General features: G+C 71.5%; 25 protein-coding genes and 1 riboswitch. Of the genes, 14 read left to right on the top strand and 11 right to left on the bottom strand.

The features are described 5' to 3' along the window. Window positions 1-156: 156 nt before the first annotated feature. Window positions 157-621, top strand: coding sequence for an Lrp/AsnC family transcriptional regulator (locus ACFV61_RS04645; RefSeq protein WP_063347298.1), 465 nt, complete (start codon window positions 157-159; stop codon window positions 619-621). Between the two features lie 204 nt (window positions 622-825). After that, window positions 826-2193: a pyridoxal-dependent decarboxylase gene (locus tag ACFV61_RS04640; protein ID WP_244293334.1), complete on the top strand. Its 1368-nt coding sequence runs from the start codon at window positions 826-828 to the stop codon at window positions 2191-2193. A 99-nt stretch (window positions 2194-2292) separates the two neighbouring features. Here the strand turns inward: ACFV61_RS04640 and ACFV61_RS04635 are convergent, their stop codons facing one another. After that, entirely contained in the window at window positions 2293-3153 is an 861-nt protein-coding gene (locus ACFV61_RS04635) for a GNAT family N-acetyltransferase (protein WP_063347296.1), read from the bottom strand. Window positions 3154-3399: 246 nt separating this feature from the next. Between ACFV61_RS04635 and erpA the strand changes: the two genes are divergently transcribed. After that, window positions 3400-3753: an iron-sulfur cluster insertion protein ErpA gene (erpA, locus tag ACFV61_RS04630; RefSeq protein WP_030391519.1), complete on the top strand. Its 354-nt coding sequence runs from the start codon at window positions 3400-3402 to the stop codon at window positions 3751-3753. Between the two features lie 117 nt (window positions 3754-3870). Here the strand turns inward: erpA and ACFV61_RS04625 are convergent, their stop codons facing one another. Both ACFV61_RS04625 and ACFV61_RS04620 read right to left on the bottom strand, forming a co-directional pair. Continuing rightward, window positions 3871-4578: a hypothetical protein gene (locus tag ACFV61_RS04625; protein WP_380490120.1), complete on the bottom strand. Its 708-nt coding sequence runs from the start codon at window positions 4576-4578 to the stop codon at window positions 3871-3873. Window positions 4579-4691: 113 nt separating this feature from the next. Further along, window positions 4692-4898, bottom strand: coding sequence for a hypothetical protein (locus ACFV61_RS04620; protein ID WP_380490119.1), 207 nt, complete (start codon window positions 4896-4898; stop codon window positions 4692-4694). A gap of 283 nt (window positions 4899-5181) precedes the next feature. Here ACFV61_RS04620 and ACFV61_RS04615 point away from each other — a divergent pair, with 283 nt between their 5' ends. Next, on the top strand, window positions 5182-6159 hold the full coding sequence (locus ACFV61_RS04615) for a carbohydrate kinase family protein (protein ID WP_063347293.1): 978 nt from the start codon (window positions 5182-5184) through the stop codon (window positions 6157-6159). Here the strand turns inward: ACFV61_RS04615 and ACFV61_RS04610 are convergent. Further along, window positions 6152-7552, bottom strand: a complete 1401-nt coding sequence (locus ACFV61_RS04610; protein WP_063351057.1) for a cysteine desulfurase/sulfurtransferase TusA family protein — start codon at window positions 7550-7552, stop codon at window positions 6152-6154. The two genes, ACFV61_RS04615 and ACFV61_RS04610, sit on opposite strands and share 8 nt — an antisense overlap. 368 nt (window positions 7553-7920) lie before the next feature. Between ACFV61_RS04610 and coxB the strand changes: the two genes are divergently transcribed. The 4 genes from coxB to ACFV61_RS04590 all read left to right on the top strand — a co-directional run bounded on the left by coxB (window position 7921) and on the right by ACFV61_RS04590 (window position 12405). Further along, the gene (coxB, locus tag ACFV61_RS04605) at window positions 7921-8775 is read left to right on the top strand and encodes a cytochrome c oxidase subunit II (RefSeq protein ID WP_063347292.1); all 855 of its coding nucleotides are present in this window, start codon (window positions 7921-7923) and stop codon (window positions 8773-8775) included. Beyond that, on the top strand, window positions 8772-10547 hold the full coding sequence (gene ctaD, locus ACFV61_RS04600) for a cytochrome c oxidase subunit I (RefSeq protein WP_063347291.1): 1776 nt from the start codon (window positions 8772-8774) through the stop codon (window positions 10545-10547). The genes coxB and ctaD overlap by 4 nt, the downstream gene beginning before the upstream one ends. Then, window positions 10547-10963: a cytochrome c oxidase subunit 4 gene (locus ACFV61_RS04595; RefSeq protein ID WP_063347290.1), complete on the top strand. Its 417-nt coding sequence runs from the start codon at window positions 10547-10549 to the stop codon at window positions 10961-10963. The genes ctaD and ACFV61_RS04595 overlap by 1 nt, the downstream gene beginning before the upstream one ends. A 179-nt stretch (window positions 10964-11142) precedes the next feature. Next, window positions 11143-12405, top strand: a complete 1263-nt coding sequence (locus ACFV61_RS04590; protein ID WP_063347289.1) for an Ig-like domain-containing protein — start codon at window positions 11143-11145, stop codon at window positions 12403-12405. 19 nt (window positions 12406-12424) lie between these two features. Here ACFV61_RS04590 and ACFV61_RS04585 read toward each other — a convergent pair whose 3' ends face one another. The 5 genes from ACFV61_RS04585 to ACFV61_RS04565 all read right to left on the bottom strand — a co-directional run bounded on the left by ACFV61_RS04585 (window position 12425) and on the right by ACFV61_RS04565 (window position 17231). After that, complete coding sequence (locus ACFV61_RS04585; RefSeq protein ID WP_063347288.1) at window positions 12425-12796, bottom strand: GntR family transcriptional regulator; 372 nt, start codon at window positions 12794-12796, stop codon at window positions 12425-12427. A gap of 106 nt (window positions 12797-12902) precedes the next feature. Then, the gene (locus ACFV61_RS04580) at window positions 12903-14555 is read right to left on the bottom strand and encodes a ubiquinol-cytochrome c reductase cytochrome b subunit (protein WP_063347287.1); all 1653 of its coding nucleotides are present in this window, start codon (window positions 14553-14555) and stop codon (window positions 12903-12905) included. Beyond that, window positions 14552-15604, bottom strand: a complete 1053-nt coding sequence (locus ACFV61_RS04575) for a ubiquinol-cytochrome c reductase iron-sulfur subunit (protein ID WP_063347286.1) — start codon at window positions 15602-15604, stop codon at window positions 14552-14554. The genes ACFV61_RS04580 and ACFV61_RS04575 overlap by 4 nt, the downstream gene beginning before the upstream one ends. 8 nt (window positions 15605-15612) lie before the next feature. Continuing rightward, window positions 15613-16422, bottom strand: a complete 810-nt coding sequence (locus tag ACFV61_RS04570) for a c-type cytochrome (RefSeq protein WP_063347285.1) — start codon at window positions 16420-16422, stop codon at window positions 15613-15615. 188 nt (window positions 16423-16610) lie between these two features. After that, entirely contained in the window at window positions 16611-17231 is a 621-nt protein-coding gene (locus ACFV61_RS04565) for a heme-copper oxidase subunit III (RefSeq protein WP_063347284.1), read from the bottom strand. Between the two features lie 395 nt (window positions 17232-17626). Between ACFV61_RS04565 and ACFV61_RS04560 the strand changes: the two genes are divergently transcribed. The 3 genes from ACFV61_RS04560 (at window position 17627) to ACFV61_RS04550 (ending at window position 20960) form a co-directional block, all read left to right on the top strand. Then, window positions 17627-18052 (top strand): hypothetical protein, encoded by a 426-nt coding sequence (locus ACFV61_RS04560; protein WP_063347283.1) that lies wholly within the window; start codon window positions 17627-17629, stop codon window positions 18050-18052. A 120-nt stretch (window positions 18053-18172) separates the two neighbouring features. Beyond that, the gene (gene trpD / locus ACFV61_RS04555; protein WP_107452844.1) at window positions 18173-19249 is read left to right on the top strand and encodes an anthranilate phosphoribosyltransferase; all 1077 of its coding nucleotides are present in this window, start codon (window positions 18173-18175) and stop codon (window positions 19247-19249) included. 107 nt (window positions 19250-19356) lie between these two features. Next, window positions 19357-19474, top strand: a riboswitch (SAM riboswitch). Window positions 19475-19526: 52 nt separating this feature from the next. Next, window positions 19527-20960, top strand: a complete 1434-nt coding sequence (locus tag ACFV61_RS04550) for an aminotransferase class V-fold PLP-dependent enzyme (protein ID WP_380490117.1) — start codon at window positions 19527-19529, stop codon at window positions 20958-20960. A 26-nt stretch (window positions 20961-20986) separates the two neighbouring features. On the opposite strand, the gene ACFV61_RS04545 is transcribed toward ACFV61_RS04550, so the two are convergent. Together ACFV61_RS04545 and ACFV61_RS04540 are read right to left on the bottom strand one after the other, a co-directional pair. After that, complete coding sequence (locus tag ACFV61_RS04545; protein ID WP_063347281.1) at window positions 20987-21268, bottom strand: Lrp/AsnC ligand binding domain-containing protein; 282 nt, start codon at window positions 21266-21268, stop codon at window positions 20987-20989. A gap of 41 nt (window positions 21269-21309) precedes the next feature. Then, the gene (locus tag ACFV61_RS04540; RefSeq protein WP_063347280.1) at window positions 21310-22092 is read right to left on the bottom strand and encodes a rhomboid family intramembrane serine protease; all 783 of its coding nucleotides are present in this window, start codon (window positions 22090-22092) and stop codon (window positions 21310-21312) included. A 201-nt stretch (window positions 22093-22293) separates the two neighbouring features. Here ACFV61_RS04540 and ACFV61_RS04535 point away from each other — a divergent pair, with 201 nt between their 5' ends. The 3 genes from ACFV61_RS04535 to ACFV61_RS04525 all read left to right on the top strand — a co-directional run bounded on the left by ACFV61_RS04535 (window position 22294) and on the right by ACFV61_RS04525 (window position 25424). Continuing rightward, the gene (locus ACFV61_RS04535; protein ID WP_063347279.1) at window positions 22294-22557 is read left to right on the top strand and encodes a hypothetical protein; all 264 of its coding nucleotides are present in this window, start codon (window positions 22294-22296) and stop codon (window positions 22555-22557) included. Window positions 22558-22845: 288 nt separating this feature from the next. After that, the gene (locus tag ACFV61_RS04530) at window positions 22846-24189 is read left to right on the top strand and encodes an NYN domain-containing protein (RefSeq protein ID WP_063351055.1); all 1344 of its coding nucleotides are present in this window, start codon (window positions 22846-22848) and stop codon (window positions 24187-24189) included. Between the two features lie 200 nt (window positions 24190-24389). Further along, window positions 24390-25424 carry an NlpC/P60 family protein gene (locus ACFV61_RS04525; protein WP_063347278.1) on the top strand — a complete coding sequence of 345 codons (1035 nt, stop codon included), beginning with the start codon at window positions 24390-24392 and terminating at the stop codon, window positions 25422-25424. Window positions 25425-25674: the final 250 nt, after the last annotated feature.

Raw genomic sequence — 25674 nt, 5'->3', positions numbered from 1 at the left:
CGGACCACCGGCCGTCATCTGCGAGCGGTGAACTCGCTCCTGACATCCGCCAGAATGGTTGGCGAACCGTTTCGGCAGCCGCCCCTACCGCCCTCCGTCCGAGGGCCGCCGCCCGAGGCCGCAACCGACCCGTACGACCCGTGGAGCCCCGCACCGATGACCAGCAGCCGAGCGCACGAGGTGGTCGGGGCCGACCTGGACGAGACCGACCGGCTCCTGCTCGCCCGGCTCGGCCGCGACGGCCGCGCCTCGTACGCCGAGATCGGCCTCCAGGTCAACCTCTCGGCCACCGCCGTGCGCCGCCGGATCGACCGGCTGCGGGCGCGCGGCGTGGTGCGGGGCTTCACCGTGGTGCTCGACCCGTCGGTGCTCGGCTGGCAGACCGAGGCCTTCGTCGAGGTCTACTGCCGCGAGCGGACCGCCCCCGAGGAGATCCTCGCCAGCCTGCGCCAGTTCCCCGAGGTGATCGCCGCCTGGACGGTCACCGGCGACCCGGACGCCCTGGTCCACCTGCGCGCCGCCGACATGCGCCACCTGGAGGCCGTCATCGAGCGCATCCGCCGCGAGCCCGGCGTCCAGCGCAGCCGCTCCTCGGTCGTCCTCTCCCAGCTCATCGGTTGAGGCGCGCCCCGTCCGGCCCCCTCCGGCCGGTGCGCAGGAATCCTGCGCGGACCGGCCCGAAGACGCCCGAAAGCTGCCTGACCAGCCGGGTTCCGACGCGCGGCGAACCCCTCCCGCTGCCTACGCTGATCACGTCCGGTCCACGCGGTGAACCGCCCCGCCGACCGGGCATCCCCCGACACCCCACAGCCGAGAGGGACAGCCGTGTCCGCAGCCCCCGACCGCATGCACCGGCCCGACAACGAACTGGTCGACCTGGTTTTCGACTACATGCGGGACCGGCTGCAGTACGACCCCGTCCCGCTCGACCACCCCGGTGACGGCGAGCACCTGCGCGCCCAGCTGGCCGGTCTGCTGAACGCGGACGGCAACGCCCCCGCCGACGTGCTCAAGCTCTACGACCACGAGCTGTCCCGCGCGGTGATCTCCGCCGACAGCCCGCGCTACCTGTCGTTCATCCCGTGCGCCCCGACCAAGGCCGCGCTGCTCTTCGACATGGTGGTCTCCTGCGCGTCCCTGCAAGGCATCTCCTGGCTGGAGGCGGCCGGCGCGATCGCCGCCGAGAACCAGGTGCTGCGCCTGATCGCCGACCGTGCCGGCCTGCCCGCCTCGGCCGGCGGCACCTTCGTCTCCGGCGGCTCCGCGGGCAACCTCTCCGCCCTCGTCGTCGCCCGCGACACCGCCCGCCGCAAGCTGGGCGTCGGGCCGGAGGCGCGGCTGCGGATCGCCGTCGCCGACCAGGTCCACTCCTCGGTCAAGAACACCTTCAACATCATCGGCGTCGAGGCCTTCAAGGTCCCCACCGTGAACCGCCGGTTCACCGGCGAGGCGCTGCGCGCCGCGCTGGCCGCCGACCCGAACCCGGAGACCGTCATCGCGGTCGTGGGCACGGCCGGGACGACCAACGAGGGCATCGTCGACGACCTCAAGGGCCTGGCCGAGGTCGCCCGCGAGCGGGACCTGTGGTTCCACGTCGACGGCGCCTACGGCGGCGCGGGCCTGTTCGCCCCCTCGGTGCGCGAGCGCTACAACGGCATCGAGCACGCCGACTCCTTCGTCGTCGACCCGCACAAGTGGCTGTTCGCCCCCTTCGACTGCGCCGCGCTGATCTACCGCAACCCGCAGCTCGCCCGGGCCGTGCACACCCAGGACGCCTCCTACCTCGACGTCCTGCACACCGAGGGCGACGAGTGGAACCCCACCGACTACGCCTACCACCTCACCCGGCGCGCCCGCGGCCTGCCGCTGTGGTTCTCCCTCGCCGTCCACGGCACCCAGGCCTACACCGACGCCATCGAGGCCGGCCTCACGCTCGCCCGGGACACCGCCCAGCTCATCCGCGACACCGACCACCTGGAGCTGCTGTTCGACCCGCAGCTCTCGGCCGTCTGCTTCAAGCGCAAGGGCTGGACCAACGAGGACTACTACCGCTGGTCGCAGCAGCTGCTCGCGGACCAGATCGGCTTCGTCACCCCCACCGGCTGGGACGGCGAGACGGTCGCCCGCTTCGCCTTCCTGCACCCGGGCACGACGATGGACATGGTCCGGGAGATCCTGGACACCATGGCCTGATCGGCCCCCGGTGACCCGTGGCCCCCGTCGGAGCAGGCAGCCGGCGGGGGCCACGTCGTCCCGTCGTCCGATCGTCCCGTCGTCCCGTCGTCCCGTTGTTCACAGGAAGGCGCCGCTCGGCAGGTACGGCGCCGGCGGCCGCATCCCGCGCAGCCCGACGAAGCCCCGGCTCTGCGGGGTCAGCCCCACCTCCAGGCCGACGTCCAGCGCCCACTCCTGCTCGGCGGTCAGGAACTCCACCCGCGCCTCGACCCCGTCCGGCACCCGGGCCAGCGCCTCGCGCAGCAGCCGGGCGGCGATCCGCTTGGTGGTGGCCGCCAGCAGCTTCACCTCGCCGCCGTCCCGGTAGCAGTAGCCGCTGCCGGCCAGCGCGTCGGCGATCAGCAGTTCCTCGAAGTGGCCCAGCATCAGCTCGTGGTCCGGGCCGTGCGCGGACCCGCGCAGCCGCCGGTCCACCGAGTCCAGCAGGTGCCGGTGGACGGCGCCGCCCCGGTGCACCGGGATGTCCCCCGGGTCGAGCAGCCCGGCCCGGTCCACCCGCCCGGTCAGCCGCATCGCCGGGTGCAGGGTGAACCCGGCCAGCCGGTAGCGGCGGACCGCCGCCGGGGACGCCGACGCGCAGACCATCCCGCGCAGGCAGCCCCGCGAGTGCGCCGCCGCCCGTTCCAGCAGCAGCCGCCCGACGCCCTTGCCCTGCGCCTGCGGCCGAACCGCGAACAGGGACGGCGCCCACAGGCCCTCCCGGCGCATCGACAGCACCGCGCCGACCGGCTCCCCGCCGCTCTCCGCAAGCCAGCAGCCCGCCGGATCGGTGCGCGCCAGATGTCTCGTCCGGGCCAGCTGCAGCGGGGTCGGCACGGCCGCCGGACCGGGCAGGGCCGGATCGGCGAACGCGGCGAGGGAGAGCTCCTGGACGGCCTCCGCGTCGGCGGCGGTGTCCCTGACCTGGCGCAGGATCATGGCCACCATCCTGGCGTCCGCCGGCCCGGCTCGGGGCCGGTTCCCCGGATTCCGCGGCTCGGGCGGTGACCCGCCCTCCCGGGTTGTGCGAGCATGGGGAGCGTAGGGGACACGGGTGGCACACCCGGCCCACGGAAATTCCGCCACCAGCAAGCCGACGAAGACAATCGCCGTTCGGGAAATGAATCCGGACGGCCGTTGGTTGGCACTGTGGGCAAACCGTCGTCAAAGACCGGGAGAAAGCAGATGACCGTCCAGGACGAGACCACCGTCGAGAGTGGCATCCTCCTTACCGATGCCGCCGCGGCCAAGGTCAAGGGCCTGCTGGAGCAGGAGGGCCGCGACGACCTCGCACTTCGCGTCGCCGTCCAGCCCGGTGGCTGCTCCGGCCTGCGTTACCAGCTGTTCTTCGACGAGCGCTCGCTCGACGGCGACGTGCTCAAGGACTTCGACGGTGTCAAGGTCGTCACCGACCGGATGAGCGCCCCGTACCTGGGCGGCGCCACCGTCGACTTCGTCGACACCATCGAGAAGCAGGGCTTCACGATCGACAACCCGAACGCCACCGGCTCCTGCGCCTGCGGCGACTCGTTCAGCTAGGCCTGAGCAGCACCGCTCGACGCTCGTTCGAGCCGCGGTACGGAGGCGGCCCCGGGGATCATCCCCGGGGCCGCCTCCGCGTTCCACACCGTTGTCGCGGCTACTGGGTCGTCGCGGCTACTGGCCGGCGACGTCCGGAGTGACCGGGTCCGGCCCCATGTGCGGATCGGCCTCCAGCGGCACGTTCTGGCCGCTCGACTGGTCGGTCACCGTCCGCCCGGCCAGTGGCGAGCGCAGATCGGCGGTCACCGACTGCCGCTTGGCCAGCGCGTTGCAGACCTGCCCGGGCTGCACCGGCGCCGCCACCACGATCCTGACGTCCACCCGGCCGGGGTGCGACTCGTCCGCCTTCAGCGCGTACTTCTGGCAGACCCCGCCGAAGAAGTAGACGGTCAGCCCGTTGCTGCCGTCCACCCGGTAGGAGACCGCCGGGCGCGCCCCCGACCCGGCCGGGTCGGGCTCGCCCACCGCGATCCCGGGGCCCGGGGGAGTGCCCCCGGAGCCGGCCGTCGACGGCTGCCCAGGGGCGGGCGAGGCCGGGGTGGGGGCCCACTTGGTCGGCGGTGTCTGGCCGGGCTGGTCCGTGGTGGCCGACGGGCTCCCCGTCGGAGCCGTCGGAGCCGGCGCGGACGGGGCGCCGGAGGACGCCGGGGCCTCCGGGGAGGCGCTCGCGCCCGCCGAGGTCGTGGCCACGCCGCCCGCCGCCGCGTCCGAGGAGGTCTTGCCGTCCCCGTTGCACCCGGCCACCGTCACCACCGCCGCCAGCGCCAGGCCCGCCAGGGCCACCGCCCGCCGACCGCGCCGGGGCATCGTCTCCAGGTCCATCTGCACATCCTCCCGAGGGCTCAGCGGTGCCGCCCGCTCGGCCGCTCCGCGCGGATGTGACGTGACCCGGTCGGATCCGGTTCCACCCGCCCCGGGCCGGGGCGGGCGCCGGGTCACATGTCGTACTCGGCCATCCCGGCGACCAGCCGCTGCGCGTCGGACGGCACCCGGAACCCCTCCCGGGCGGGCGCGGCCGGCTCGGGACCGGTCGCCAGCAGCGGCCAGAACCGGCGCAGCCGCCGGGACGAACTCACCAGCGCGTCGAGGCTCTCGCCGTCGGCTTCGGTCCGGAGGGCGGACAGCGGGGCGTGGCTGGGCATCATCGGGCATCGCTCCGATCCATGGCCGTGGCCGCACTGCCACGGTCGACGACGGGGCCCGCCCGGCTCGGCGGGGCCCCTGCTGCCGACCCTAGGCCGGGGTTCGGCCCACCCACCAGTGCTACCCGGAGGTAGTACACGTTCGACGGTGACGGGTGCCACGATGGCACTGCGGGCCGGCGGATTGCGGCGGTCTTGCTGCCGCCCGCCCCGAGCCCGGTACCGTGTGTGGGTTCACCCGTGCTTGCCCGTTGGCCCCGCAGCCATCCTGAGGAGACCTCCCGTGCGTATCGCCGTCGCCGGCTCGATCGCCACCGACCACCTGATGACGTTCCCCGGTCGGTTCGCCGACCAGCTCGTCGCCGAGCAGCTGCACACCGTGTCGCTGTCCTTCCTGGTCGACACCCTGGACATCCGCCGCGGCGGAGTCGCGCCGAACATCGCGTTCGGCATGGGCGTGCTCGGGCTCCGCCCGATCCTGGTCGGCGCGGCCGGCGCGGACTTCGCCGAGTACCGCAGCTGGCTGGAGCGCAACAACGTGGACTGCAACTCCGTCCACATCTCCGAGACCCGGCACACCGCCCGCTTCATGTGCACCACGGACGAGGACCACAACCAGATCGCCTCGTTCTACACCGGTGCCATGGCGGAGGCCCGCAACATCGAGCTCAAGCCGATCGCCGACCGCGTCGGCGGCCTCGACCTCGTCCTGATCGGTGCCGACGACCCGCAGGGCATGGTGCGCCACACCCAGGAGTGCCGCACCCGGGGCTTCGCCTTCGCCGCCGACCCCTCCCAGCAGCTGGCCCGCCTGGACGGCGACGACATCCGCGACATCGTCGACGGCGCCGCGTACCTCTTCACCAACGAGTACGAGGCCGCACTGATCGAGAGCAAGACCGGCTGGGACGCCGAGGAGATCCTCACCCGGGTCGGCACCCGGATCACCACCCTGGGCAGCAAGGGCGTGCGGATCGAGCGCAAGGGCGAGGCGGCGATCCTGGTCGGCTGCGCCGCCGAGGAGGCGAAGGTCGACCCGACCGGCGTCGGCGACGCCTTCCGGGCCGGCTTCCTGACCGGCCTGTCCTGGCAGCTCGACCTGGAGCGCGCCGCCCAGCTCGGCTGCATGCTCGCCACCCTGGTGATCGAGACCGTCGGCACCCAGGAGTACGAGCTGCGCCCGACCGCCTTCCTGAAGCGCTTCGAGGACGCCTACGGCGCCGAGGCCGCCGCGGACGTCCGCGCGCACCTGGTCAAGTAGTCCGCCGGACGACGAGGTAGGCCGAGCCCCGGTCGCCGCCGTAGTCGGCGGCCGGGGCCTCGCCCGCGTACTCCTGACCGCGCATCCCGCACCAGGCCGGGATGTCCAGCCGGGCCGCCTCGTCGTCCGCGAGCACGGCGACCGTGCCGCCCTCCGGCACCTCGCCGATCCGCTTCGCCAGCTCGATCACCGGCAGCGGGCAGCGCTTGCCCAGCGCGTCGATCACCAGCAGGGGCCCGGCCGCCGGCTCCGGCTCCGGGGCCGGCAGGTCCAGCCCGAGCGGCGCCCGGACGCCAGCGACCAGCTCCGGCAGCACGGTGAGGAAGCGTTCGACGTCGGCCTCGGCCGTCCCGGGCGGCAGCGAGACCCGGACGTTCCCCTCGGTGAGCACCCCCATCGCGGCCAGCACATGGCTCGGCGTCAGGGTGGAGGAGGTGCAGGAGGAGCCGGAGGAGACCGCGAAGCCCGCCCGGTCCAGTTCGGTGAGCAGCACCTCGCCGTCCACGTACAGGCAGGAGAAGGTGACGATGTGCGGCAGCCGCCGCACCGGGTCGCCGACCACCTCCACCTCGGGCACCAGCTGCGGCACCCGGGCCCGGATGCGCTCCACCAGCGCGTGGAGCCGGGCGTTCTCCCGCGCGGCCTCGGCCCGGACGGCCCGCAGCGAGGCGGCCGCGGCGACGATCGCCGGGACGTTGACGTAGCCGGGCACCCGCCCGCCCTCGCGTTCGTCGGCCGGCAGCGGCGAGGCGTACCGGACGCCCTTGCGCACCGCCAGCACCCCGACGCCGGGCGGCCCGCCCCACTTGTGCGCGCTGGCGGTCAGCAGCGACCAGCCCGCCGGGACGTCCATCCGCCCGACGCTCTGCGCGGCGTCGACCAGCAGCGGGACACCGGCCTCGCGGCAGTGTCCGGCGACCTCGCCGACCGGCTGGACCGTCCCCACCTCGTGGTTGGCGCTCTGCAGGACGGCCAGCGCGGTGTCCGCGCGCAGCAGCGCGGCGAACACGTCCGGGTCGACCCGTCCAGCGCGGTCCACCGGCGCCACCGAGACGGTGCCCCCGCCCGCCTCCTGACGCTCGGCGACGTGCAGCACGCTGGAGTGCTCGACCGCCGAGTGCACCAGGTGGCCGCCGCGCCGCCGGTGGCCGGCCAGCGCGCCCAGCATGCCGAGTTGCACCGCCTGCGTCCCGCTCGCGGTGAAGGAGATCTCGTCCGCCCGGGCGCCCAGGGCCTCGGCCACCGTCTCGCGGGCGGCGTCCAGCAGCATCCGGGCCTGCCGGCCGGAGCGGTACAGCCGGGCCGGATCGGCCCAGCCCTCGTCCAGGGCGGCGGTCAGCGCCTGCCGTGCGACGGGGTGCAGAGGGGCCGTCGAGGCCGCGTCGAAGTACACGGTCACATTTAACGACACACCCGGAGCCGTTCCGGTCCGACGACATCGCTTACCGGCCGTCAGTCGATCACCCCGAATGTCCGCTTCGTCCGCGTCCGACGGACCGTCACCCGCGTAGTTCGAGGTCATCCCCCGATCGGGCGTAAGGACCTCGAATGCCTACGATGACCTGCGACGCAGCCCCTGCCGGGCCTGATCGGGCGACCGGGCGGCGCGTTACCGGGGGCTGCCCGTCAGGAGCGCATAAGGCTGGAGTAGGGTTTGGCCCGCATAAGCATTCAAACCGTGCCCGTGGACGGGTCGCCGGGGAGGCTCACAATCCTCCGCGGGGCGACGCGAAGGCGGGCGAGACTTCGGGAAGGCGCTACGTGAGTCCCAACGGCTCCGACCGCTCGCCGCGGCGCACGATGCGGCGGAAGCTGCCTCAGGCGCTGGCACTGGGCCTCGTCATCGCGACCGCCACCGGCTGCTCGGCCAACGACCTCCCCAGGCTTGGCCTCCCGAGCCCCGTCACCAAGGAAGGGCCGATGGTCCTCCAGATGTGGCAGGGCTCCTGGATCGCGGCGCTGGTGGTCGGCGTACTGATGTGGGGTCTGATCATCTGGAGCGTGATCTTCCACCGGCGCAGCCGCACCGGCGTGGAGGTCCCCCCGCAGACCCGGTACAACGTGCCCATCGAGGCGCTCTACACCGCGGTCCCCATCATCATCGTGTCGGTGCTCTTCTACTTCGTCGCCCGCGACGAGTCGAAGCTGATCGCCGTCTCCGAGAAGCCGCAGCACACGGTCAACGTGGTCGGCTTCCAGTGGAGCTGGGCGTTCAACTACGAGAACACCGAGAACCCCGACCCGGCCAACAAGGACGCCGCGTACGACGTCGGTACGCCCAGGGACGTTCCGACGCTCTGGCTGCCGGTCAACGAGTCGGTGCAGTTCCGGCTGACCTCGCGTGACGTCATCCACGACTTCTGGCCCGTCAACTTCATGATGAAGATGGACGTCGTGCCGGGCGTGGTGAACAGGTTCGAGGTCACCCCCACCGTCAAGGGCGAGTACATGGGCAAGTGCGCGGAGCTCTGTGGCGTCGACCACTCGCGCATGCTGTTCAACGTCAAGGTCGTCGACCGCGCCGACTACGACAAGCACCTGGCGGACCTCCGGGCCAAGGGCCAGACCGGCGCGTTGCCCTCCGGCATCACGACCATGGGAAGTGAAGAGAAGTGACCATCCTCAACGAGCCCGCCGCGGCCGGCGGGGGCGCCGGGGCCGTCACGGTCGGGGCGCAGCGGACCCGCAAGCCGGGTTCGACCATCATCAAGTGGCTGACCACCACCGACCACAAGACGATCGGCACCCTGTACCTGGGCACGTCGTTCGCCTTCTTCCTGATCGGCGGCATCCTCGCGCTGGTCATGCGCGCCGAGCTGGCTCGTCCCGGGACCCAGATCCTGTCGAACGAGCAGTTCAACCAGGCGTTCACGATGCACGGCACGATCATGCTGCTGATGTTCGCGACGCCGCTGTTCGCCGGCTTCGCGAACTGGATCATGCCGCTCCAGATCGGCGCCCCGGATGTGGCGTTCCCGCGTCTGAACATGTTCGCGTACTGGCTGTACCTCTTCGGCTCGACCATCGCGGTGGCGGGCTTCCTGACCCCGAACGGCGCGGCCAACTTCGGCTGGTTCGCCTACTCCCCGCTGTCGGACGCGGTCCGTTCGCCGGGCGTCGGCGCCGACATGTGGATCATGGGTCTGGCCTTCTCCGGCTTCGGCACGATCCTCGGTGCGGTCAACTTCATCACCACGATCATCTGCATGCGCGCCCCCGGCATGACGATGTTCCGGATGTCGATCTTCGTCTGGAACGTCCTGCTGACCGCCGTGCTGGTCCTGCTGGCCTTCCCGGTCCTGGCCGCCGCGCTGTTCGCCCTGGAGGCGGACCGTAAATTCGGGGCCCACGTATTCGATCCCGCCAACGGCGGGGCGATGCTGTGGCAACACCTGTTCTGGTTCTTCGGCCACCCCGAGGTGTACATCATCGCGCTGCCGTTCTTCGGCATCGTGTCGGAGATCATCCCGGTCTTCAGCCGCAAGCCGATGTTCGGCTACTCCGGCCTGATCGCGGCCACCATCGCGATCGCCGGTCTGTCGGTGACGGTGTGGGCGCACCACATGTACGTCACCGGGCAGGTGCTGCTGCCGTTCTTCTCCTTCATGACCTTCCTGATCGCGGTCCCGACCGGTGTGAAGTTCTTCAACTGGGTCGGCACCATGTGGAAGGGCTCGCTGAGCTTCGAGACGCCGATGCTCTGGACGGTCGGCTTCCTGGTCACCTTCCTCTTCGGTGGTCTGACCGGTGTGCTGCTGGCCTCCCCGCCGATCGACTTCCACGTCTCGGACTCGTACTTCGTCGTCGCCCACTTCCACTACGTGGTCTTCGGCACCGTCGTCTTCGCGATGTTCGCCGGCTTCCACTTCTGGTGGCCGAAGATGACCGGCAAGATGCTGGACGAGCGCCTCGGCAAGATCACCTTCTGGACGCTGTTCTTCGGCTTCCACACCACCTTCCTGGTGCAGCACTGGCTCGGCGCGGAGGGCATGCCCCGCCGCTACGCCGACTACCTGGCCTCGGACGGCTTCACCACGCTGAACACCGTCTCGACCATCGGCTCGTTCGTGCTCGGCGCCTCGATGCTGCCGTTCCTCTACAACGTGTGGAAGACGGCCAAGTACGGCGAGAAGGTCGAGGTCGACGACCCGTGGGGCTACGGCCGCTCGCTGGAGTGGGCGACCTCCTGCCCGCCGCCGCGGCACAACTTCCTCACCCTGCCCCGGATCCGCTCCGAATCCCCGGCCTTCGACCTCCACCACCCGGAGATCGCCGCGCTGGACTACCTGGAGAACCACGGTGAGCCGGCCAAGCACCTCGCCGGCGTGACCCCGGCGAAGTACGACGCCCCGAAGCTGGACAAGGGCAAGAAGGAGGGCGACGTCTGATGAAGGAACAGGGAAAGATCTTCCTCGGGCTGGCGGTCTTCGTCCTCGCGATGGCCGTCACCTACGGCCTGTGGACCAACCACTCGGAGCACGGGATCGAGGCGGCCGGCACCACGGCGCTGTTCCTCGCCTTCGCGCTCTGCGCCTTCATCGGGTACTACCTCGCCTTCACCGCCCGCCGGGTGGACAGCGGCGCGGGTGACAACCCCGAGGCCGAGGTGGCGGACGACGCCGGCGAGCTGGGCTTCTTCGCCCCGCACAGCTGGCAGCCGCTCTCCCTGGCGATCGGCGGCTCGCTGGCGTTCCTCGGAGTGATCTTCGGCTGGTGGCTGCTGTTCTGGTCGATCCCGATCATCCTGATCGGCCTCTTCGGCTGGGTCTTCGAGTTCTACCGGGGCGAGAACCAGAACCAGTAGGTTCCCGGGTTCCGCCGACGACGACAGGGCCGGTCCTCCCGCACGGGGAGGACCGGCCCCGTTGCGTCTCCAGGGTGACGAACTCACTCACCCGGGTGAACGCGGGGGCGCTCCGATGTCGCTTCGGCGGGCCTCGTTCCTACGATCTGAGCAATCGTGCGGACCCTCGGAGGCGTTTCATGGCCGACAGGCGCGGAATCGCAGGTATCGGCGGCATCTCGCTGACCCTCGCAGTACTGGCCCCGCTGGCCGCCTGCTCGTCCGGCGGCGGCGAGGCGGTCGGCCCCCACCGGATCGACGCGGCCGTGCTCGTCCATCTCTCGGCCGAGGGCGGGGGCAAGGTCGACCCCTCCAAACCGGTCACGGTGACGTCCGTGCCCGGCAGCCGGCTGACCGACGTCACCGTGACCGGCCCGGACGGCCGGGTGGTGGCCGGTCAGCTCGCCGAGGACCAGCGCAGCTGGCAGACCACCGGCCGGCTGAAGGCCGACACCGACTACTCGGTGCGGATCGCCGCCGACGACGGCAAGGGCGGCCGCGGCGACACCACGGCGGACTTCAGCACCCTCGCCGCCCAGCGCCTGCTCACCGCCAAGCTGGGCCCGGACTCCTCCGGCAGCGGTATCTACGGCGTCGGCCAGCCGCTCACCGTGCAGCTCTCCGAGGCGGTGCAGGACCCGCAGGCCCGCCAGGAGGTCGAGCGCGTCCTGACCGTCAGCTCCCAGCCCGCCGTCACCGGCGCCTGGTACTGGGTGGGCGACAAGGAACTGCACTTCCGCCCGCAGGAGTACTGGCCGGCCGGCACCACCGTCTCGCTGGCCTTCGACGGCACCGGCGTCCGGATCGCGGACGGCCTCTACGGCGGCGACCGCAGCACGCTGGGCCTGCGGATCGGCGCACGGGTCGAGACGGTGGTCGACGCGGCCGCCCACCTGCTCACCCTCAGCCGTGACGGCGAGCTGCTCCGGAGCATCCCGGTGACCACCGGCAAGCCCGGCTTCGACACCCGCAACGGCGTCAAGGTGGTGCTCGGCCAGGAGCGGTCCGTCCGGATGAACGGCGAGACGATCGGGATAAAGGCCGGGAGCTCGGAGTTCTACGACCTCAACGTGGAGTGGGCCACCCGGGTCACCTGGAGCGGAGAGTACGTCCACGCGGCGCCCTGGTCGGTCCGCTCGCAGGGCCTGGAGAACGTCAGCCACGGCTGTACCGGCATGAGCACCGAGAACGCCAAGTGGTACTTCCAGAACACCAGGGTGGGGGACCTGGTGACGGTGGTGAACAGCCGCGGCGCCACCATGGAGCCCTTCGGCAACGGCTTCGGGGACTGGAACATCTCCTGGACGGACTGGATCAAGCACAGCGCCCTCGGGCAGCCCGTCAGCACCACCGTGCCGTCCTCCCAGGCCCACGCCTCGGGGATGATCCGCCCGGAGGCCTGAGGGCCCCTGGAGCGCCTTCTCAGGCCTCCTGGTAGGCCAGCCGCAGGGCGGCGTCCACGGCGGCCAGCGCGTCCGCCCGCGGGAGCCCGAGCCGGGTCGCCCGCTCGGCGTACTCGGCGGCGGCCGCGGCGGCCAGCCGGTGCGCGGTGTCGCCGGTGGCCGCGATCAGCGTGCCGCGCCGGCCGTGGGTCTCCACCACGCCGTCCGCCTCCAGTTCCCGGTACGCCCGGGCGACCGTCCCGGCGGCCAGCCCCAGCTCCTCGGCCAGGGCCCGGACGGTGGGCAGCCGCAGCCCGGTCGGCAGTTCGCCGGAACGGGCCCGCTCGGCGATCTGGGCCCGGATCTGCTCGTACGGGGGAGTGGCGGCGGCGGGGTCGACGGACAGCTGCACGGGAGCTCCTGGAGGGTGCGGACGGGGGACGGGAAAGCCCGAGGGCCGCCGACCAGAAGAACTCTGGTCAGCGGCCCTCGGGTGTGACGCTGCGGGGCGTACGGGATCAGTGGTGGCCGTGGCCGCTGGTGATCTCGTGGTGCTCCTCGGAGGTCGGCTTGGGGATCTGGGCGCCGCCGCCGTAGAAGCCGCGGGACAGCTTGGCCCGGGTGCGGCCGATCAGGCCGGCCTTGCCGGCCACGCCGTTCTCGTCCGTCTGGGCCGGCAGCTCGACCGGCTGGACCTGCTCGTGCGCGGTGAGCTTGTACAGGTCCTTCTGCGGCAGCTGGGCGTGCACCTCGACGAACTCGCCGTGCGGCAGGCGCTTGATGACGCCCGTCTCGCGGCCGTGCAGCACCTTCTCCTTGTCCCGGCGCTGGAGGCCGAGGCACCAGCGCTTGGTGATGATGAAGGTGATGACCGGCACCGCGAAGAAGCCGACGCGGACGAAGTAGGTGATCGAGTTGATCGACAGGTGCAGGTGGGTGGCGAACAGGTCGTTGCCACCACCGACCAGCAGCACCAGGTACAGGCTGATCCAGGCGGCGCCGAGCGCGGTGCGGACGGGCGCGTTGCGCGGGCGGTCCAGGATGTGGTGCTCGCGCTTGTCGCCGGTGATCCAGCCCTCGATGAACGGGTAGACCGCGATCGAGACCAGGACCAGCGGGAAGATCATCAGCGGGATGAAGACACCCAGGTTCAGGGTGTGGCCCCACAGGCCGACCTCCCAGCCCGGCATGACGCGGATCAGGCCTTCGGAGAAGCCCATGTACCAGTCGGGCTGGGCGTCCGTGGACACCTGGTCCGGGCGGTACGGGCCGTACGCCCAGATCGGGTTGATCGTGGCGATCGCCGAGATGGCGGCGATCAGACCGAACACCAGGAAGAAGAAGCCACCGGCCTTGGCCATGTAGACCGGCATCAGCGGCATGCCGACGACGTTCTTCTCGGTCTTGCCCGGGCCCGCCCACTGGGTGTGCTTGTGGTAGAAGACCAGGATCAGGTGCGCCACCAGCAGGCCGAGCATGATGCCCGGGATCAGCAGCACGTGGATCGTGAAGAAGCGCGGCACGATGTCGTGGCCGGGGAACTCGCCCCCGAACAGGAACATCTGGATGTAGGTGCCGACCAGCGGGACGGCGAGGATCGCGCCTTCCATGAACCGGATACCGGTACCCGACAGCAGGTCGTCCGGCAGCGAGTAGCCGAAGAAGCCGTCGAACATGCCCAGGATCAGCAGCAGGAAGCCGAAGACCCAGTTGATCTCACGCGGCTTGCGGAACGCGCCGGTGAAGAACACGCGCATCATGTGCACGAGCATCGCGGCCACGAAGACCAGGGCGGCCCAGTGGTGGATCTGCCGGATCAGCAGACCGCCGCGGACCTCGAAGCTGATGTCCACCGTCGAGGCGTACGCCTCGGACATCCCGATGCCCTTGAGCGGCACGTACGAGCCGTTGTAGACGACCTCGGCCATCGACGGCTTGAAGAACAGCGTCAGGTAGACACCGGTCAGGATGATGATGACGAACGTGTAGAGGCAGATCTCGCCCAGCATGAAGGACCAGTGGTCCGGGAAGATCTTGCGCAGGTTGGCCTTGGCGAGGGAGTAGATCCCCACCCGGCCGTCCGTCCAGTCAGCAGCGGCCTCCCACTTGTTGGCGGGCTTGGCGCGCGTGCTGGCGGGCTTGGCGGCACCGGTGGTGCTGCTCGTACTCATCGAGCACGCTCCCAGTAGCTCGGGCCGACGGGCTCGTCGAAGTCGCCGGTGGCGACCAGGTAGCCCTTCTCGTCAGTGATGATCTTCAGCTGCGGCAGCGGGTGGCCGGCCGGGCCGAAGATCACGCGCGCGCCGTCCGCCAGGTCGAAGGTCGACTGGTGGCAGGGGCAGAGCGCGTGGTGGGTCTGCTGCTCGTACAGGCTGATCGGGCAGCCGACGTGGGTGCAGATCTTGGAGTAGGCGAGGATGCCCTCGAAGCCCTTCTCCCGCGACCGGTCGTCCTTGATGTCGTCCGGTGCGATGCGCACCAGCATCAGGGCGTCCTTGGCGATCGCCTGCTGGAAGTCCTCGTCGTGGACGTGCAGACCCTCGGGCATGGCGAAGGTCAGCGAGCCGATGACGATGTCCTCGGCCTTCATCGGCAGGTTGGTGTTCATGTTGATGAGCTGCAGGGGCTGGGCCGGGGTCGCCTCGTTCCAGCCCGTCTCCTTCAGCTTCTTCTCGGGCAGCGGCCCGAGGTCGCGGAGCAGGACCACGCCGGAGAGCGGGACCAGCGCCATGGAGCCGATGAGGGTGTTGCGGATCATCTTGCGGCGGCCGAAGCCGGACTCGGCGGCACCGGTCTTGAACTGCTCGATGACGTCCGCGCGGACCTCGTCGTCAGCCTCGATCGGGTGGCGCTCGGCCGGCAGCTCGACGTCCGACATCAGCGTGCGGGCCCAGTGGACCGCACCCGCGCCGATCATGAACAGCGCGACGCCCAGGGTCATGCCGAGCGCGAAGTTCAGCGCGCTGACGTGACCGAGCGGGAAGATGTAGACGATCTTGTCCGGGTCGATGGCCACGTACGAGGCGATGAAGCCGATGGTGGCGAGCATCGAGACCACGAACATCAGCGAGACCTGGCGCTCGGCCCGCTGGGCGGCCCGCTCGTCGATGTCGGTGCGGCGGGGCTCGTGGGCCGGAAGACCCGGGTCGGCGAACGGGTCGCCGTGTGCGGCGACGTCACCGGCGGAGCCGTGTGACTCCGGCAGCTTCTCTTCTGACATGTCGTGGCTCATGACTTCTTGGCCTTGGTGGTGTGGGCGGCGACCCAGATCGCGACCGCGATGAGCGTGCCGAGACCGAAGATCCAGCCGAACAGACCCTCGGTCACCGGACCGAGGCTGCCGAGCGTGAGACCACCGGGGTTGGGCTCATCGGAGGTGGTGTGGCGGACGAAGGCCACGATCTGCTTCTTCTGCTCCTCGGGCATGGTGGTGTCCGGGAACGACGGCATGTTCTGCGGGCCGGTCTGCATGGCCTCGTAGATGTGCTTGGCGTCCACGCCCTCCAGCGACGGGGCGTACTTGCCCTTGGTCAGGGCACCGCCCTGGCCGGCGAAGTTGTGGCACTGGGCGCAGTTGGTGCGGAACAGCTCGCCACCCTTGGAGATGTCGTCCGGGTTGGTCGAGGTGTACTGCTCCGGGGTCGGCGTCACCGGGCCGGGGCCGAGCGAAGCGACGAAGGCGGCGAGCTGGTCGATCTCCGCCTGCGAGTAGATGTTCTTCTTGCGCGGCACCTGGGCGCCGGGCTGCTGGGCCGGCATGCGGCCGGTACCGACCTGGAAGTCGACAGAGGCGGAGCCGACGCCGACCAGGCTCGGACCGTCGCTGCTGCCCTGGCCGTTCAGGCCGTGGCACGAGGAGCAGCCCACGGCGAAGAGCTTCTTGCCCTCATCGATCGCGAGCGACTGCGCGGCGACGTCGGCCTGCGCCTTGTCGGCGGGCGCGAACGCGGCGTACAGCCCCCCGGTTGCCGCCAGGGCGAGAAGTAGGACGACCAGCGCCGCCAATGGGTGGCGCCGTCGTGCGGAGAGCTTTTTCACGGAATAACCCCGGTGTCAGGATCTGGTCGACTGGTGGGTGCACCCGGCGGCCGGTCTGGCCGGCACGAGGCTGCCTGTCTAGGGCTGCGCGCGCGGTCGGTCGGTGGGAGCGTCGCCCACCGGCAGAATCGGCCCGACGCCGGTGAGGGCGGGGACCGAAGCCGGTGGCCAGCGACCTGATCAGCTGGTTACTTGATCAGGTAGATGGTCGCGAACAGGCCGATCCACACGACGTCGACGAAGTGCCAGTAGTACGACACGACGATCGCGGCGGTGGCCTGCTCGTGCGTGAAGCGCTTGGCTGCGTACGTCCGTCCCAGGACCAGCAGGAAGGCGATCAGACCACCCGTCACGTGCAGACCGTGGAAGCCGGTGGTCAGGTAGAACACCGTGCCGTACGGGTCGGAGGACAGCGAGAGGCCGTCCTTCTTGACCAGCTCGGTGTACTCGAAGATCTGGCCGCCGATGAAGATCGCGCCCATCACGAAGGTGATGACGAACCACGAGCGGAGCTTCTTCACGTCCCCGCGCTCGGCAGCGAACACGCCGAGCTGGCAGGTCAGCGAGGAGAGCACCAGGATCGTGGTGTTGACCGAGGAGAAGGGCACGTTGAGGGCGTGCGCCTTCTCGGTCCAGAACTCGGCTCCCTTGACGGAGCGGAGCGTGAAGTACATCGCGAAGAGGGCCGCGAAGAACATCAACTCGGAACTGAGCCAGACGATCGTTCCGACGCTGACCATGTTCGGCCGGTTGACCGATCCGTGCGCGTGCCCGGTTTCTACTGCTGTTGCTGTCGCCACGACGGACATTATGTCGGTCCCTTATTCCGTCTTCACGCCGGGGGGTGTCCCTCGGAGTGTCCGGTGCGTGCGGTATGCCCCCCTGAGGGGCGGTGGGGGACCCCAATGGCGGCTGAGCAGCGGCGTGTCCCTTTTCTGACGGTTCCTCGAAGGGGCCCGCGACCCCGTTGCCCAGCGCGTCGTTGCACGCTTGGCGGAGCCTCCGGGGGTAATGCGCGGGCCCCTTATCGGCCGTACGGGTGGTCTGGACGGGTCCGGGTGACGGGCCGTCCTCCGGGCGGGTGAGTCGCGGGCGCGGCGGCTTGAGGAGGAAGGTCCGCGAGGGGGACTCGGCGACGGGTGATCGGGAGTAGCATCCGGATCAGGCGAACGTGGTCCGGATCACACTTGAGGGAGCAGGGCCCATGGCGTACACGACCGACGAGACGCTCACCGTCCTCGTCTACAGCGATGACCGCAACACCCGCGAGCAGGTGCTGACGGCACTCGGCCGCCGGCCCGTCGAGGACCTTCCGGAACTGTCCTACCTGGAGTGCGCGACCACCCCGGCGGTGCTGAAGGCACTGGAGAAGGGCGGCGTGGACCTCTGCATCCTGGACGGCGAGGCGGTGCCGGCCGGCGGGCTCGGGCTCGGCCGCCAGCTCAAGGACGAGATCTACGGCTGCCCGCCGGTGCTGGTGCTGATCGGCCGGCCGCAGGACTCCTGGCTGGCCGCCTGGAGCCGGGCCGACGCCGCGATCTCCCGCCCGGTGGACCCGGTGGCGCTGGCCGGCGCGGTCGCCACCCTGCTGCGGGCACGGCTGGCCAAGCGGGCGCCCGTCAGCCGCTGAGCGGTGCCGTCTCACGACTAGAGAAGACGCCGCCTCGGGAACCCGACTGGTCGATAGGCTGACTCCATCCGTACGGACGTCCCCCCGACGCGGGGAACCCGACAACAGCTGGAGTCAGCCATGGTGAACGTGAACCCTGCGAACGGTGGTACCGCACCCGCGCAGGTGGTCCGCACCTGGCCGGACGTCCTGGCGGCGCTGTTGAAGGGGGAGGACCTCGACCGCTCGGCCACCGCGTGGGCGATGGACCGGATCATGAGCGGCGAGGCGTCCCCCGTCCAGGTGGCCGGGTTCATGGTGGCGCTGCGGGCCAAGGGCGAGACGGTCGACGAGATCACCGGCCTGGTGGACGCGATGTACGCGCACGCCGAGCCGCTGGACATCCCCGGCCCGGCCGTGGACATCGTCGGCACCGGCGGGGACCGGGCCAAGACCGTCAACATCTCCACCATGTCGGCGATCGTCGCGGCCGCGGCCGGCGCCAAGGTGGTCAAGCACGGGAACCGGGCCTCCTCCTCGGCCAGCGGCTCCTCGGACGTGCTGGAGAAGCTCGGCGTCCGCCTCGACCTGTCGGCCCGGCGGGTCGCCGAGATCGCCGAGGAGGTCGGGCTGACCTTCTGCTTCGCGGCCAAGTTCCACCCGTCGATGCGGCACGCCGCCACCGCCCGGCGCGACCTCGGAGTGCCGACCGCGTTCAACATCCTCGGCCCGCTGACCAACCCGGCCAAGGTCACCTCGCACGCGATCGGCTGCTTCGACACCCGGCTCGCCGCACTGATCGCCGGCGTGCTCGCCCGGCGCGGCTCGACCGGCCTGGTCTTCCGGGGCGACGACGGCCTGGACGAGCTGACCATCACCACCACCTCGCAGGTGTGGATCGTGCGGGACGGGACCGTCACCGAGACCACCTTCGACCCGCGGGACGTCGGCGTCGAGCTGGTCGGCATCGAGGCGCTGCGCGGGGCGGACCCCTCGTACAACGCCGAGGTCGCGCGTCGGCTGCTGGCGGGCGAGCGCGGGGCCGTACGGGACGCCGTCCTGATGAACACGGCGGCGGCGCTGGTCGCGCTCGACCTGGGCGAGGCGCCGCTCACCGAACAGCTCGCGGCCGGCATGGCGCGGGCGGAGCGGGCCATCGACTCGGGCGCGGCGCAGGAGCTGCTGCGGCGTTGGTCGGAGGCCACCAGCCGGGTGTGAGGCGGTACTTGGGAGCCCGTGCCGCAACGTCGGCGCGGGCTCCTCGGCTGTCCGGATGGTGGATGCCTGTTTGACCACTCGCTGGGCGCGACCTAGAGTCTTGGCCAGGTCATGAGTGACAGCGTCAAGCCCCAGCTTGCTGTCCGGCAACCCTCCGTCCGTGGCGGGGTGCCCTGGGTGAGGACCGGGTCGCTCGGCGAATCGTCCGTGCGGCAAGCGCGGACGCCCGACGACTAGTACTCCCGGGGTCCCACACCCCCAGAAGGAGTGCATCCTCATGTCGGTCTCCCACCCGTCGCCCGCCGCCACCCTTGTCTCGACGCGCTCCGCGCGGCAGCCTCGTGTTGAACTCTGCGCCCCCCTCGCCGTCCTCGGCCACGACGTCCAGGTCCCGCTCGCCAGCGGCGAGAAGGTCGGGTACGCGGCCCTCGACTACGCGGCCAGCTCCCCGGCGCTCCAGCGGGTCTGGGACGACGTCTCCGCCTACGCCCCCTACTACGGCAGCGTGCACCGCGGCGCCGGATACCTCTCCCAGCTGTCCACCGACCTGTTCGAGCAGAGCCGCCGCACCGTCGCCGAGTTCCTCGACCTGCGCGAGGGCGACCAGGTGGTCTTCACCCGGGCCACCACCGACTCGCTGAACCTGCTCGCCTCGGCCGTCCCGGCCGGGACCCGGGTGTTCGCCTTCGAGACCGAGCACCACGCCTCGCTGCTGCCCTGGGCGCACGCCGGGCTCGACGTCCACTACCTGCGCGCGCCGCGCTCGCATGCCGAGGCGGTCGCCGCCCTGGACGCCGCGCTCGCCGAGGCGCCCGAGGGCCCCAAGCTGCTCTGCGTCACCGGCGCCTCCAACGTGACCGGCGAGCTGTGGCCGGTCGCCGAGCTGACCGGGACCGCGCACCGGCACGGCGCCCGGGTGGTGCTGGACGCCGCCCAGCTGGCCCCGCACCACCGGGTCTCGGTGCGCGAGCTGGACGTCGACTGGATCGCCTTCTCCGGCCACAAGATCTACGCGCCCTTCGGCGCCGGTGTGCTGGCCGGCCGGGCGGACTGGCTGGACGCGGCCGACCCGTACCTGGCCGGCGGCGGGGCGACCCGGACGGTGGCCCGGGAGACCGACGGCTCGGTGGCCGTCCAGTGGCACTCTGGCCCGGCCCGGCACGAGGCCGGCTCGCCGAACGTCATCGGCGCCTACGCGATCGCCTCGGCCTGCCGGGCGCTGAGCGAGGCGGGCTTCGACGCGCTGGAGGCCCGGGAGCGGCAGCTGATCGCCCGGCTGACCGCCGGGCTGGCGGAGATCCCGCAGGTCAAGGTGCTGAACCTGTTCGGTGCCGAGGCGGCCCGGGTGGGCGTGCTGTCCTTCGTCGTCCAGGGCTGGAACAGCTCGCACTTCTCGGCCGCGCTGTCCGCCGAGTACGGCATCGGGGTCCGCGACGGCCTGTTCTGCGCGCACCCGCTGCTGCGCACCCTGCTCGGGGACGAAGAGGTCTCCCCCTCCGAGTGCGGGGCGCCCGAGCCGTCGCTGCCCGGCGAGCGCAGCCTGAACGCGATCCGGGTGAGCTTCGGGGCCGGGACCCCGGACGAGCACGTCGACCGCTTCCTGACCGCCGTCCGCGAGCTGGTCACGGACGGTGCCGCGTGGAACTACCGCAACGAGGGCGGACGCTGCGTCGCCACCGTGGAGGTCGACCGGGGGCGTCGGCAGGGCTGAGGGGCCCGGTCGGCAGGCTGAGAGGCCTACTCGTCCAGGCCGAGGGCGAAGGCGGCCTCGAGGTCGTGCTGGGAGTAGGTGCGGAAGGCGATCTGGGTCTCGGTGTGGGCCACGCCCGGGACCTTGTTCAGCCGGCCCGGGATGACCGCGGCCAGATCGTCGTGCCGGCGCACCCGGACCATCGCCACCAGGTCGTAGCCACCGGTCACCGAGTACACCTCGCTGACGCCCTCGATGGCCGCGATGGCCTCGGCGATCTCCGGGATGCGGTCGACACTGGTCTTGATCAGGACGATGGCGGTGATCACTGTTCGGGCTCCTTTGTGGGGTGCCGCCAGCGTATCGGGCGTCAGCCGGGTCGTCTCGGGGGGTGGCTGACCGCCGTGCAGGCGTAGAGGAAGCCCGCCGCGAAGCCGATCACGTGGACCAGATAGGCCACCCCGGGTCCGGCCGAGTGGACCGACCACCACTGCAGGGCGAACCAGAGGCCGAGCACCAGCCAGGCCGGGAAGCGCAGCGGCAGGAACAGCAGCAGCGGGACGAGCGTCGTCACCCGGGCGCGCGGATGGAAGCGCAGGTAGGCGCCGAGGACGGCGGAGATCGCGCCGGAGGCTCCGATCAGCACCCGGGTGGAGCCCGGGGAGTGCGCCTCGGCGAGGGCGAAGCCGTACGTGGCCAGGCTGCCGGCGGCCAGGTAGAAGAGGGCGAACCGGGCCCGGCCCAGCCGCTGTTCGACGGTGGGGCCGAAGACGTGGAGGAAGAGCAGGTTGCCCAGCAGGTGCAGCCAGCCCGCGTGCACGAAGAGCCCGGTGAGGACGGACAGCGCCGGGTGCTTGGCCGGGGTGGGCGCGGCCGGGCAGCCCGGGGCCGGGTCGGGGGCCTGGGCCAGCTGCTCGGCGGTCAGCGGGCGGCCGGCCAGCACCTCGGCGGGGATGACGCCCCAGCGCTGCTCGTACCGCTGCTCCGCGCAGAGCCGGGACTGGCCGGTGCCGTACAGCGGATTGAGCCCGGCGGCCGGGCCCAGCAGGAACACCAGGGTGTTGACCGCGATCAGGGCGTAGGTGACCGCCGGGGCGGGCACGGACGGGCGTTCGCCCCGCGCGTCGGTGTGCCCGGGGGCCGTCAGTGCCATGCGGCCAAGCATCCCTCCGTGTCGGGCGTGTGACACGGCCTTGTACGGCAGGTGGACTAGCCCGCTCGTTCTCCTGACTGGTGGCCGGGATGGTTGCCTCAGGCAATAGGCTTGGGGCGGGCAATCCCGCCTCCCGCCGCCGACGCCGGGGCCCCGGGGGGAGCGCCTAGCCCACCCAGGGACCACCCGAGAGGACCCCCGATGACCGTCCCCGCCCTGACCGCCGAGACGCGCTGGCGCTGCACCCTGTGCGGAAACCTCACCCGCTTCGACGTGACCCGCACCGCGCGGGTCACCGAGTTCCTGCACTTCGACCTGGCCGGCGAGTCCAAGGTCGAGGAGACCGAGGTGCTGAGCGAGACGATCGAGTCGGTGCGCTGCCGCTGGTGCAACGCCGTGGACCAGGTCGAGCTGGTGGCCCGTCCGGGTGCCGAGAGCGCGGAGGCCTCCGCCGAGCAGGGTTGACGCCCGACGGCGCGGGGGGCGGGTGCGCGGCGCGCCTGCCCGCCGCGCTGGGACAATACAGACAGGACGCACGGAGCGTGACGACAGGGCGGCGGCCGCGGGCCGTGACCCCGTAGGACCAGGATCGGAGCCGAGGACGTGGTGGACGCAGCGAGGGAGCCCGCCGAAGCGCAGGGGCTTCAGCCTGCTGCCGCCGCGCAGGCGCAGGCCGCCGACGCGGCCCCGTCCGGGCCCGCGGCCGTCGGCGAGGCGGCGGGTTCCGATGCGTCGGCAGGCTCCGGCGAGGCGGTGGGTTCCGGCGAGGCGGTGGCGGAGCGTGCTGCCGAGAAGCTGGACCGGCCGCTGCCCGAGGGCGTGCGCCGGCGCGTGGTCGGCCTGGCCTCGGACGCGCTCGGCGGGCTGCCGCCCGGCGAGCTCCCGCAGAGCCTGCGCCAGTACGTCAAGTTCACCCCGGCCCGGCGGGCCAAGTACGCGGCCACGGCGCTGGCCGCGGCGCTGGAGTCGGAGCCGGCGTTCCGGGTGCGGATAGCGGAGCGGCTGAGGCTGGGCCAGCCGGACCTGGTGAAGGCGTTGGAGTCGGGCAGCGTCCCGGGCGCCGCCGATCCGATGGACGTCGCGGCCGCCGCCTACCTGGTGCGGTCGGCCGGCTGGAGCCGGCTGGTGGCCGAGGCCGGGGAGGAGGCCGAGCGGGCCGGCGCCGAGGGCGCGGCCGCCGAGGCCACCCGGCTGGTGGAGAAGTTGCAGGCGGAGCTCGCCGAGCTGCGGTCAGCGGCCCGGGCGGACCTGGAGCGGCAGCGTGCGGAGTCCGAGGACGTCCGCCGGGAGGCCGAGTCGCTGCGGAAGAAGGTGCGCTCGCTGGAGAGCGACACCCGCCGGGCGCAGGCCGAGACCAGGCGGCTGACCGCCGAGCTGGAGGCCGCGAGGGCGCAGGCGGCCACCGAGCGCGGCGCCGCGGAGTCCGAGGCGCGGCGGCTGCGGCACCGGGTCGGCGAGCTGGAGACGGCGGCCGAGCAGGGCCGCCGGTCGGCCCGCGAGGGCCGCAGCGTCGAGGACATGCGGCTGCGGCTGCTGCTGGACACGGTGCTGCAGTCGGCGCAGGGGCTCCAGCGGGAGCTGGCGCTGCCGGTCTCCCAGATCCGGCCGGGGGACCTGGTGGAGGCGGTGGTGCCGGGGGCGGCCTCGCCGCACGACGTGGCCCGGCGCGGTCTGGCCGACGACGATCCGGCGCTGCTGGATCAGCTGCTGGCGATCCCGCAGGTGCACCTGGTGGTGGACGGCTACAACGTGACCAAGACGGGCTATCCGACGCTGCCGCTGGAGCAGCAGCGGATCCGGCTGCTGGGCGGGCTGGCGATGCTGGCCCAGCGCACGCAGGCGGAGGTCACCTGTGTGTTCGACGGGCAGGACCTGGACGTTCCGGTGATCATGGCGCCACCGCGGGGGGTGCGGGTGCGGTTCAGCCGGACCGGCGAGACCGCGGACGAGCTGATCCGCCGTCTGGTGCGGGCCGAGCCGCAGGGGCGTCCGGTGGTGGTGGTGTCCACCGACCGGGAGGTCGCGGAGGGCGTGCGGAAGGCGGGCGCGCGCCCCGTGGCCTCCGTTCTGCTGCTGAACCGGCTGGCGCGGCCCTGACGGCTGCCTCGACGGAATGACGCCTGGTCAGCGCCCGGTTTGCGGCGGTGTGCACATCCGGTGAAGCCTGCGGGGGAAGTGGAGTTCACGCCTTCGGGGGAGTGGCAAAACCCGTGGATCTTCCCTAGGGTGTGGCGTCAAACCTATTTTCCGGATTCTCACCTGATCGGGTGAGGCCGATGGAAGAAGGAGCAATTCCCTTGGCCTCCCACCGCCGTCCCAAGCAGCCGAGCCGCGCCCGGGTCTCCGTGCTCACCGCTGCCGCGGCGACCGCGGTCGCCCTCTCCGCGCAGGTCGCCGCGCACGCCGCGCCCCAGCCCAGCAAGAGCGACGTCAAGGCGCAGATCGACCAGCTCCAGCAGGACCAGGAGCAGGCGGCGGAGAAGTACAACGGCGCCAAGGAGCGGGCCGACCAGCTCCGCAAGCAGTCCGACCAGCTGCAGGACAAGGTGGCCCGCAGCCAGGACGAGATGACCCAGCTCCAGACCGGCCTGGCCGGCGTGGCGGGCGAGCAGTACCGCACCGGCGGCATCGACCCGTCCGTCCAGCTGATGCTCTCCTCGGACCCGTCCGGCTACCTGGAGAAGGCGTCCAGCGCCCAGCAGGCCAGCGCCAGCGAGTCCGAGGCGCTCAAGGGCCTGCTGGACCAGCAGCGCCGGCTGGACCAGGAGAAGTCCGAGGCCGCCGCCGTCCTGGCCTCGCTCGACTCCACCACCAAGGACCTGAACCAGGCCAAGACGGACGTCAACCAGAAGCTCAAGGCCGCGCAGGACCTGCTGAACTCGCTCAGCGCCTCCGACCGCGCCGCGCTGCGGGCCCAGCAGCAGCAGGACGACCGCGCCTCGCGCGGCAGCGACCGCGCCGACCTCGGCAGCCTCCCGCAGGCCGGCGGCTACGCGGGCGTGGCCGTCGCCAAGGCGATGAGCAAGCAGGGCTCGCCGTACGTGTGGGGCGCCACCGGCTCGACCACCTTCGACTGCTCGGGCCTGATGGTCTGGGCGTACGGCCAGGCCGGCGTCTCGCTGCCGCGTACCTCGCAGGAGCAGGGCAACGTCGGCACCAAGGTCACGTTGGACCAGGCCCAGCCGGGCGACCTGGTCATCTACGGCCCCGACCGGCACCACGTCGGGATGTACATCGGCAACGGCATGGTGGTGCACGCGCCGCACACCGGCGACGTGGTGAAGGTGATGAAGGTCGACGCGATGCCGATCAACACGATCCGCCGGGTCTGACGGCCCGACACGCCCGAAGGGCCCCGTCCGGGCCTGTGATCCACGCCACCCTCCGACCGGGGGTGGCGTTCGGGTTTTGTCCGTCGCGCGAGTCCCCGGTGAAGACTGATCAGCTTTGCGTGCGGCGGTGATCACTATGTGTCATATTCACAAAAGAACTTTGGTCTTCTTCCGTCTTTTTTCTGACAAGGATTTGAACGGATCACGGTTCAGTTACTAGGGTCGTGCCCCGAACCACCGCACTCCCGAT

It is taken from the genome of Kitasatospora sp. NPDC059817, assembly GCF_042731835.1.
In the GTDB taxonomy this organism is placed as follows: domain Bacteria; phylum Actinomycetota; class Actinomycetes; order Streptomycetales; family Streptomycetaceae; genus Kitasatospora.
The sequence above is the reverse complement of the archived record's forward strand: the minus strand, read 5'-3'. Positions and strand labels throughout refer to the sequence as shown.

Coding starts and splice junctions, on each gene's coding strand:
- ACFV61_RS04645 (WP_063347298.1), top strand. CDS start 157: ATGACCAGCAGCCGAGCGCACGAGGTGGTCGGGGCCGACCTGGACGAG.
- ACFV61_RS04635 (WP_063347296.1), bottom strand. CDS start 3,153: ATGATCCTGCGCCAGGTCAGGGACACCGCCGCCGACGCGGAGGCCGTC.
- erpA (WP_030391519.1), top strand. CDS start 3,400: ATGACCGTCCAGGACGAGACCACCGTCGAGAGTGGCATCCTCCTTACC.
- ACFV61_RS04625 (WP_380490120.1), bottom strand. CDS start 4,578: ATGGACCTGGAGACGATGCCCCGGCGCGGTCGGCGGGCGGTGGCCCTG.
- ACFV61_RS04620 (WP_380490119.1), bottom strand. CDS start 4,898: ATGCCCAGCCACGCCCCGCTGTCCGCCCTCCGGACCGAAGCCGACGGC.
- ACFV61_RS04595 (WP_063347290.1), top strand. CDS start 10,547: ATGAAGGAACAGGGAAAGATCTTCCTCGGGCTGGCGGTCTTCGTCCTC.
- ACFV61_RS04590 (WP_063347289.1), top strand. CDS start 11,143: ATGGCCGACAGGCGCGGAATCGCAGGTATCGGCGGCATCTCGCTGACC.
- ACFV61_RS04580 (WP_063347287.1), bottom strand. CDS start 14,555: ATGAGTACGAGCAGCACCACCGGTGCCGCCAAGCCCGCCAGCACGCGC.
- ACFV61_RS04575 (WP_063347286.1), bottom strand. CDS start 15,604: ATGTCAGAAGAGAAGCTGCCGGAGTCACACGGCTCCGCCGGTGACGTC.
- ACFV61_RS04565 (WP_063347284.1), bottom strand. CDS start 17,231: ATGTCCGTCGTGGCGACAGCAACAGCAGTAGAAACCGGGCACGCGCAC.
- ACFV61_RS04560 (WP_063347283.1), top strand. CDS start 17,627: ATGGCGTACACGACCGACGAGACGCTCACCGTCCTCGTCTACAGCGAT.
- trpD (WP_107452844.1), top strand. CDS start 18,173: ATGGTGAACGTGAACCCTGCGAACGGTGGTACCGCACCCGCGCAGGTG.
- ACFV61_RS04550 (WP_380490117.1), top strand. CDS start 19,527: ATGTCGGTCTCCCACCCGTCGCCCGCCGCCACCCTTGTCTCGACGCGC.
- ACFV61_RS04540 (WP_063347280.1), bottom strand. CDS start 22,092: ATGGCACTGACGGCCCCCGGGCACACCGACGCGCGGGGCGAACGCCCG.
- ACFV61_RS04535 (WP_063347279.1), top strand. CDS start 22,294: ATGACCGTCCCCGCCCTGACCGCCGAGACGCGCTGGCGCTGCACCCTG.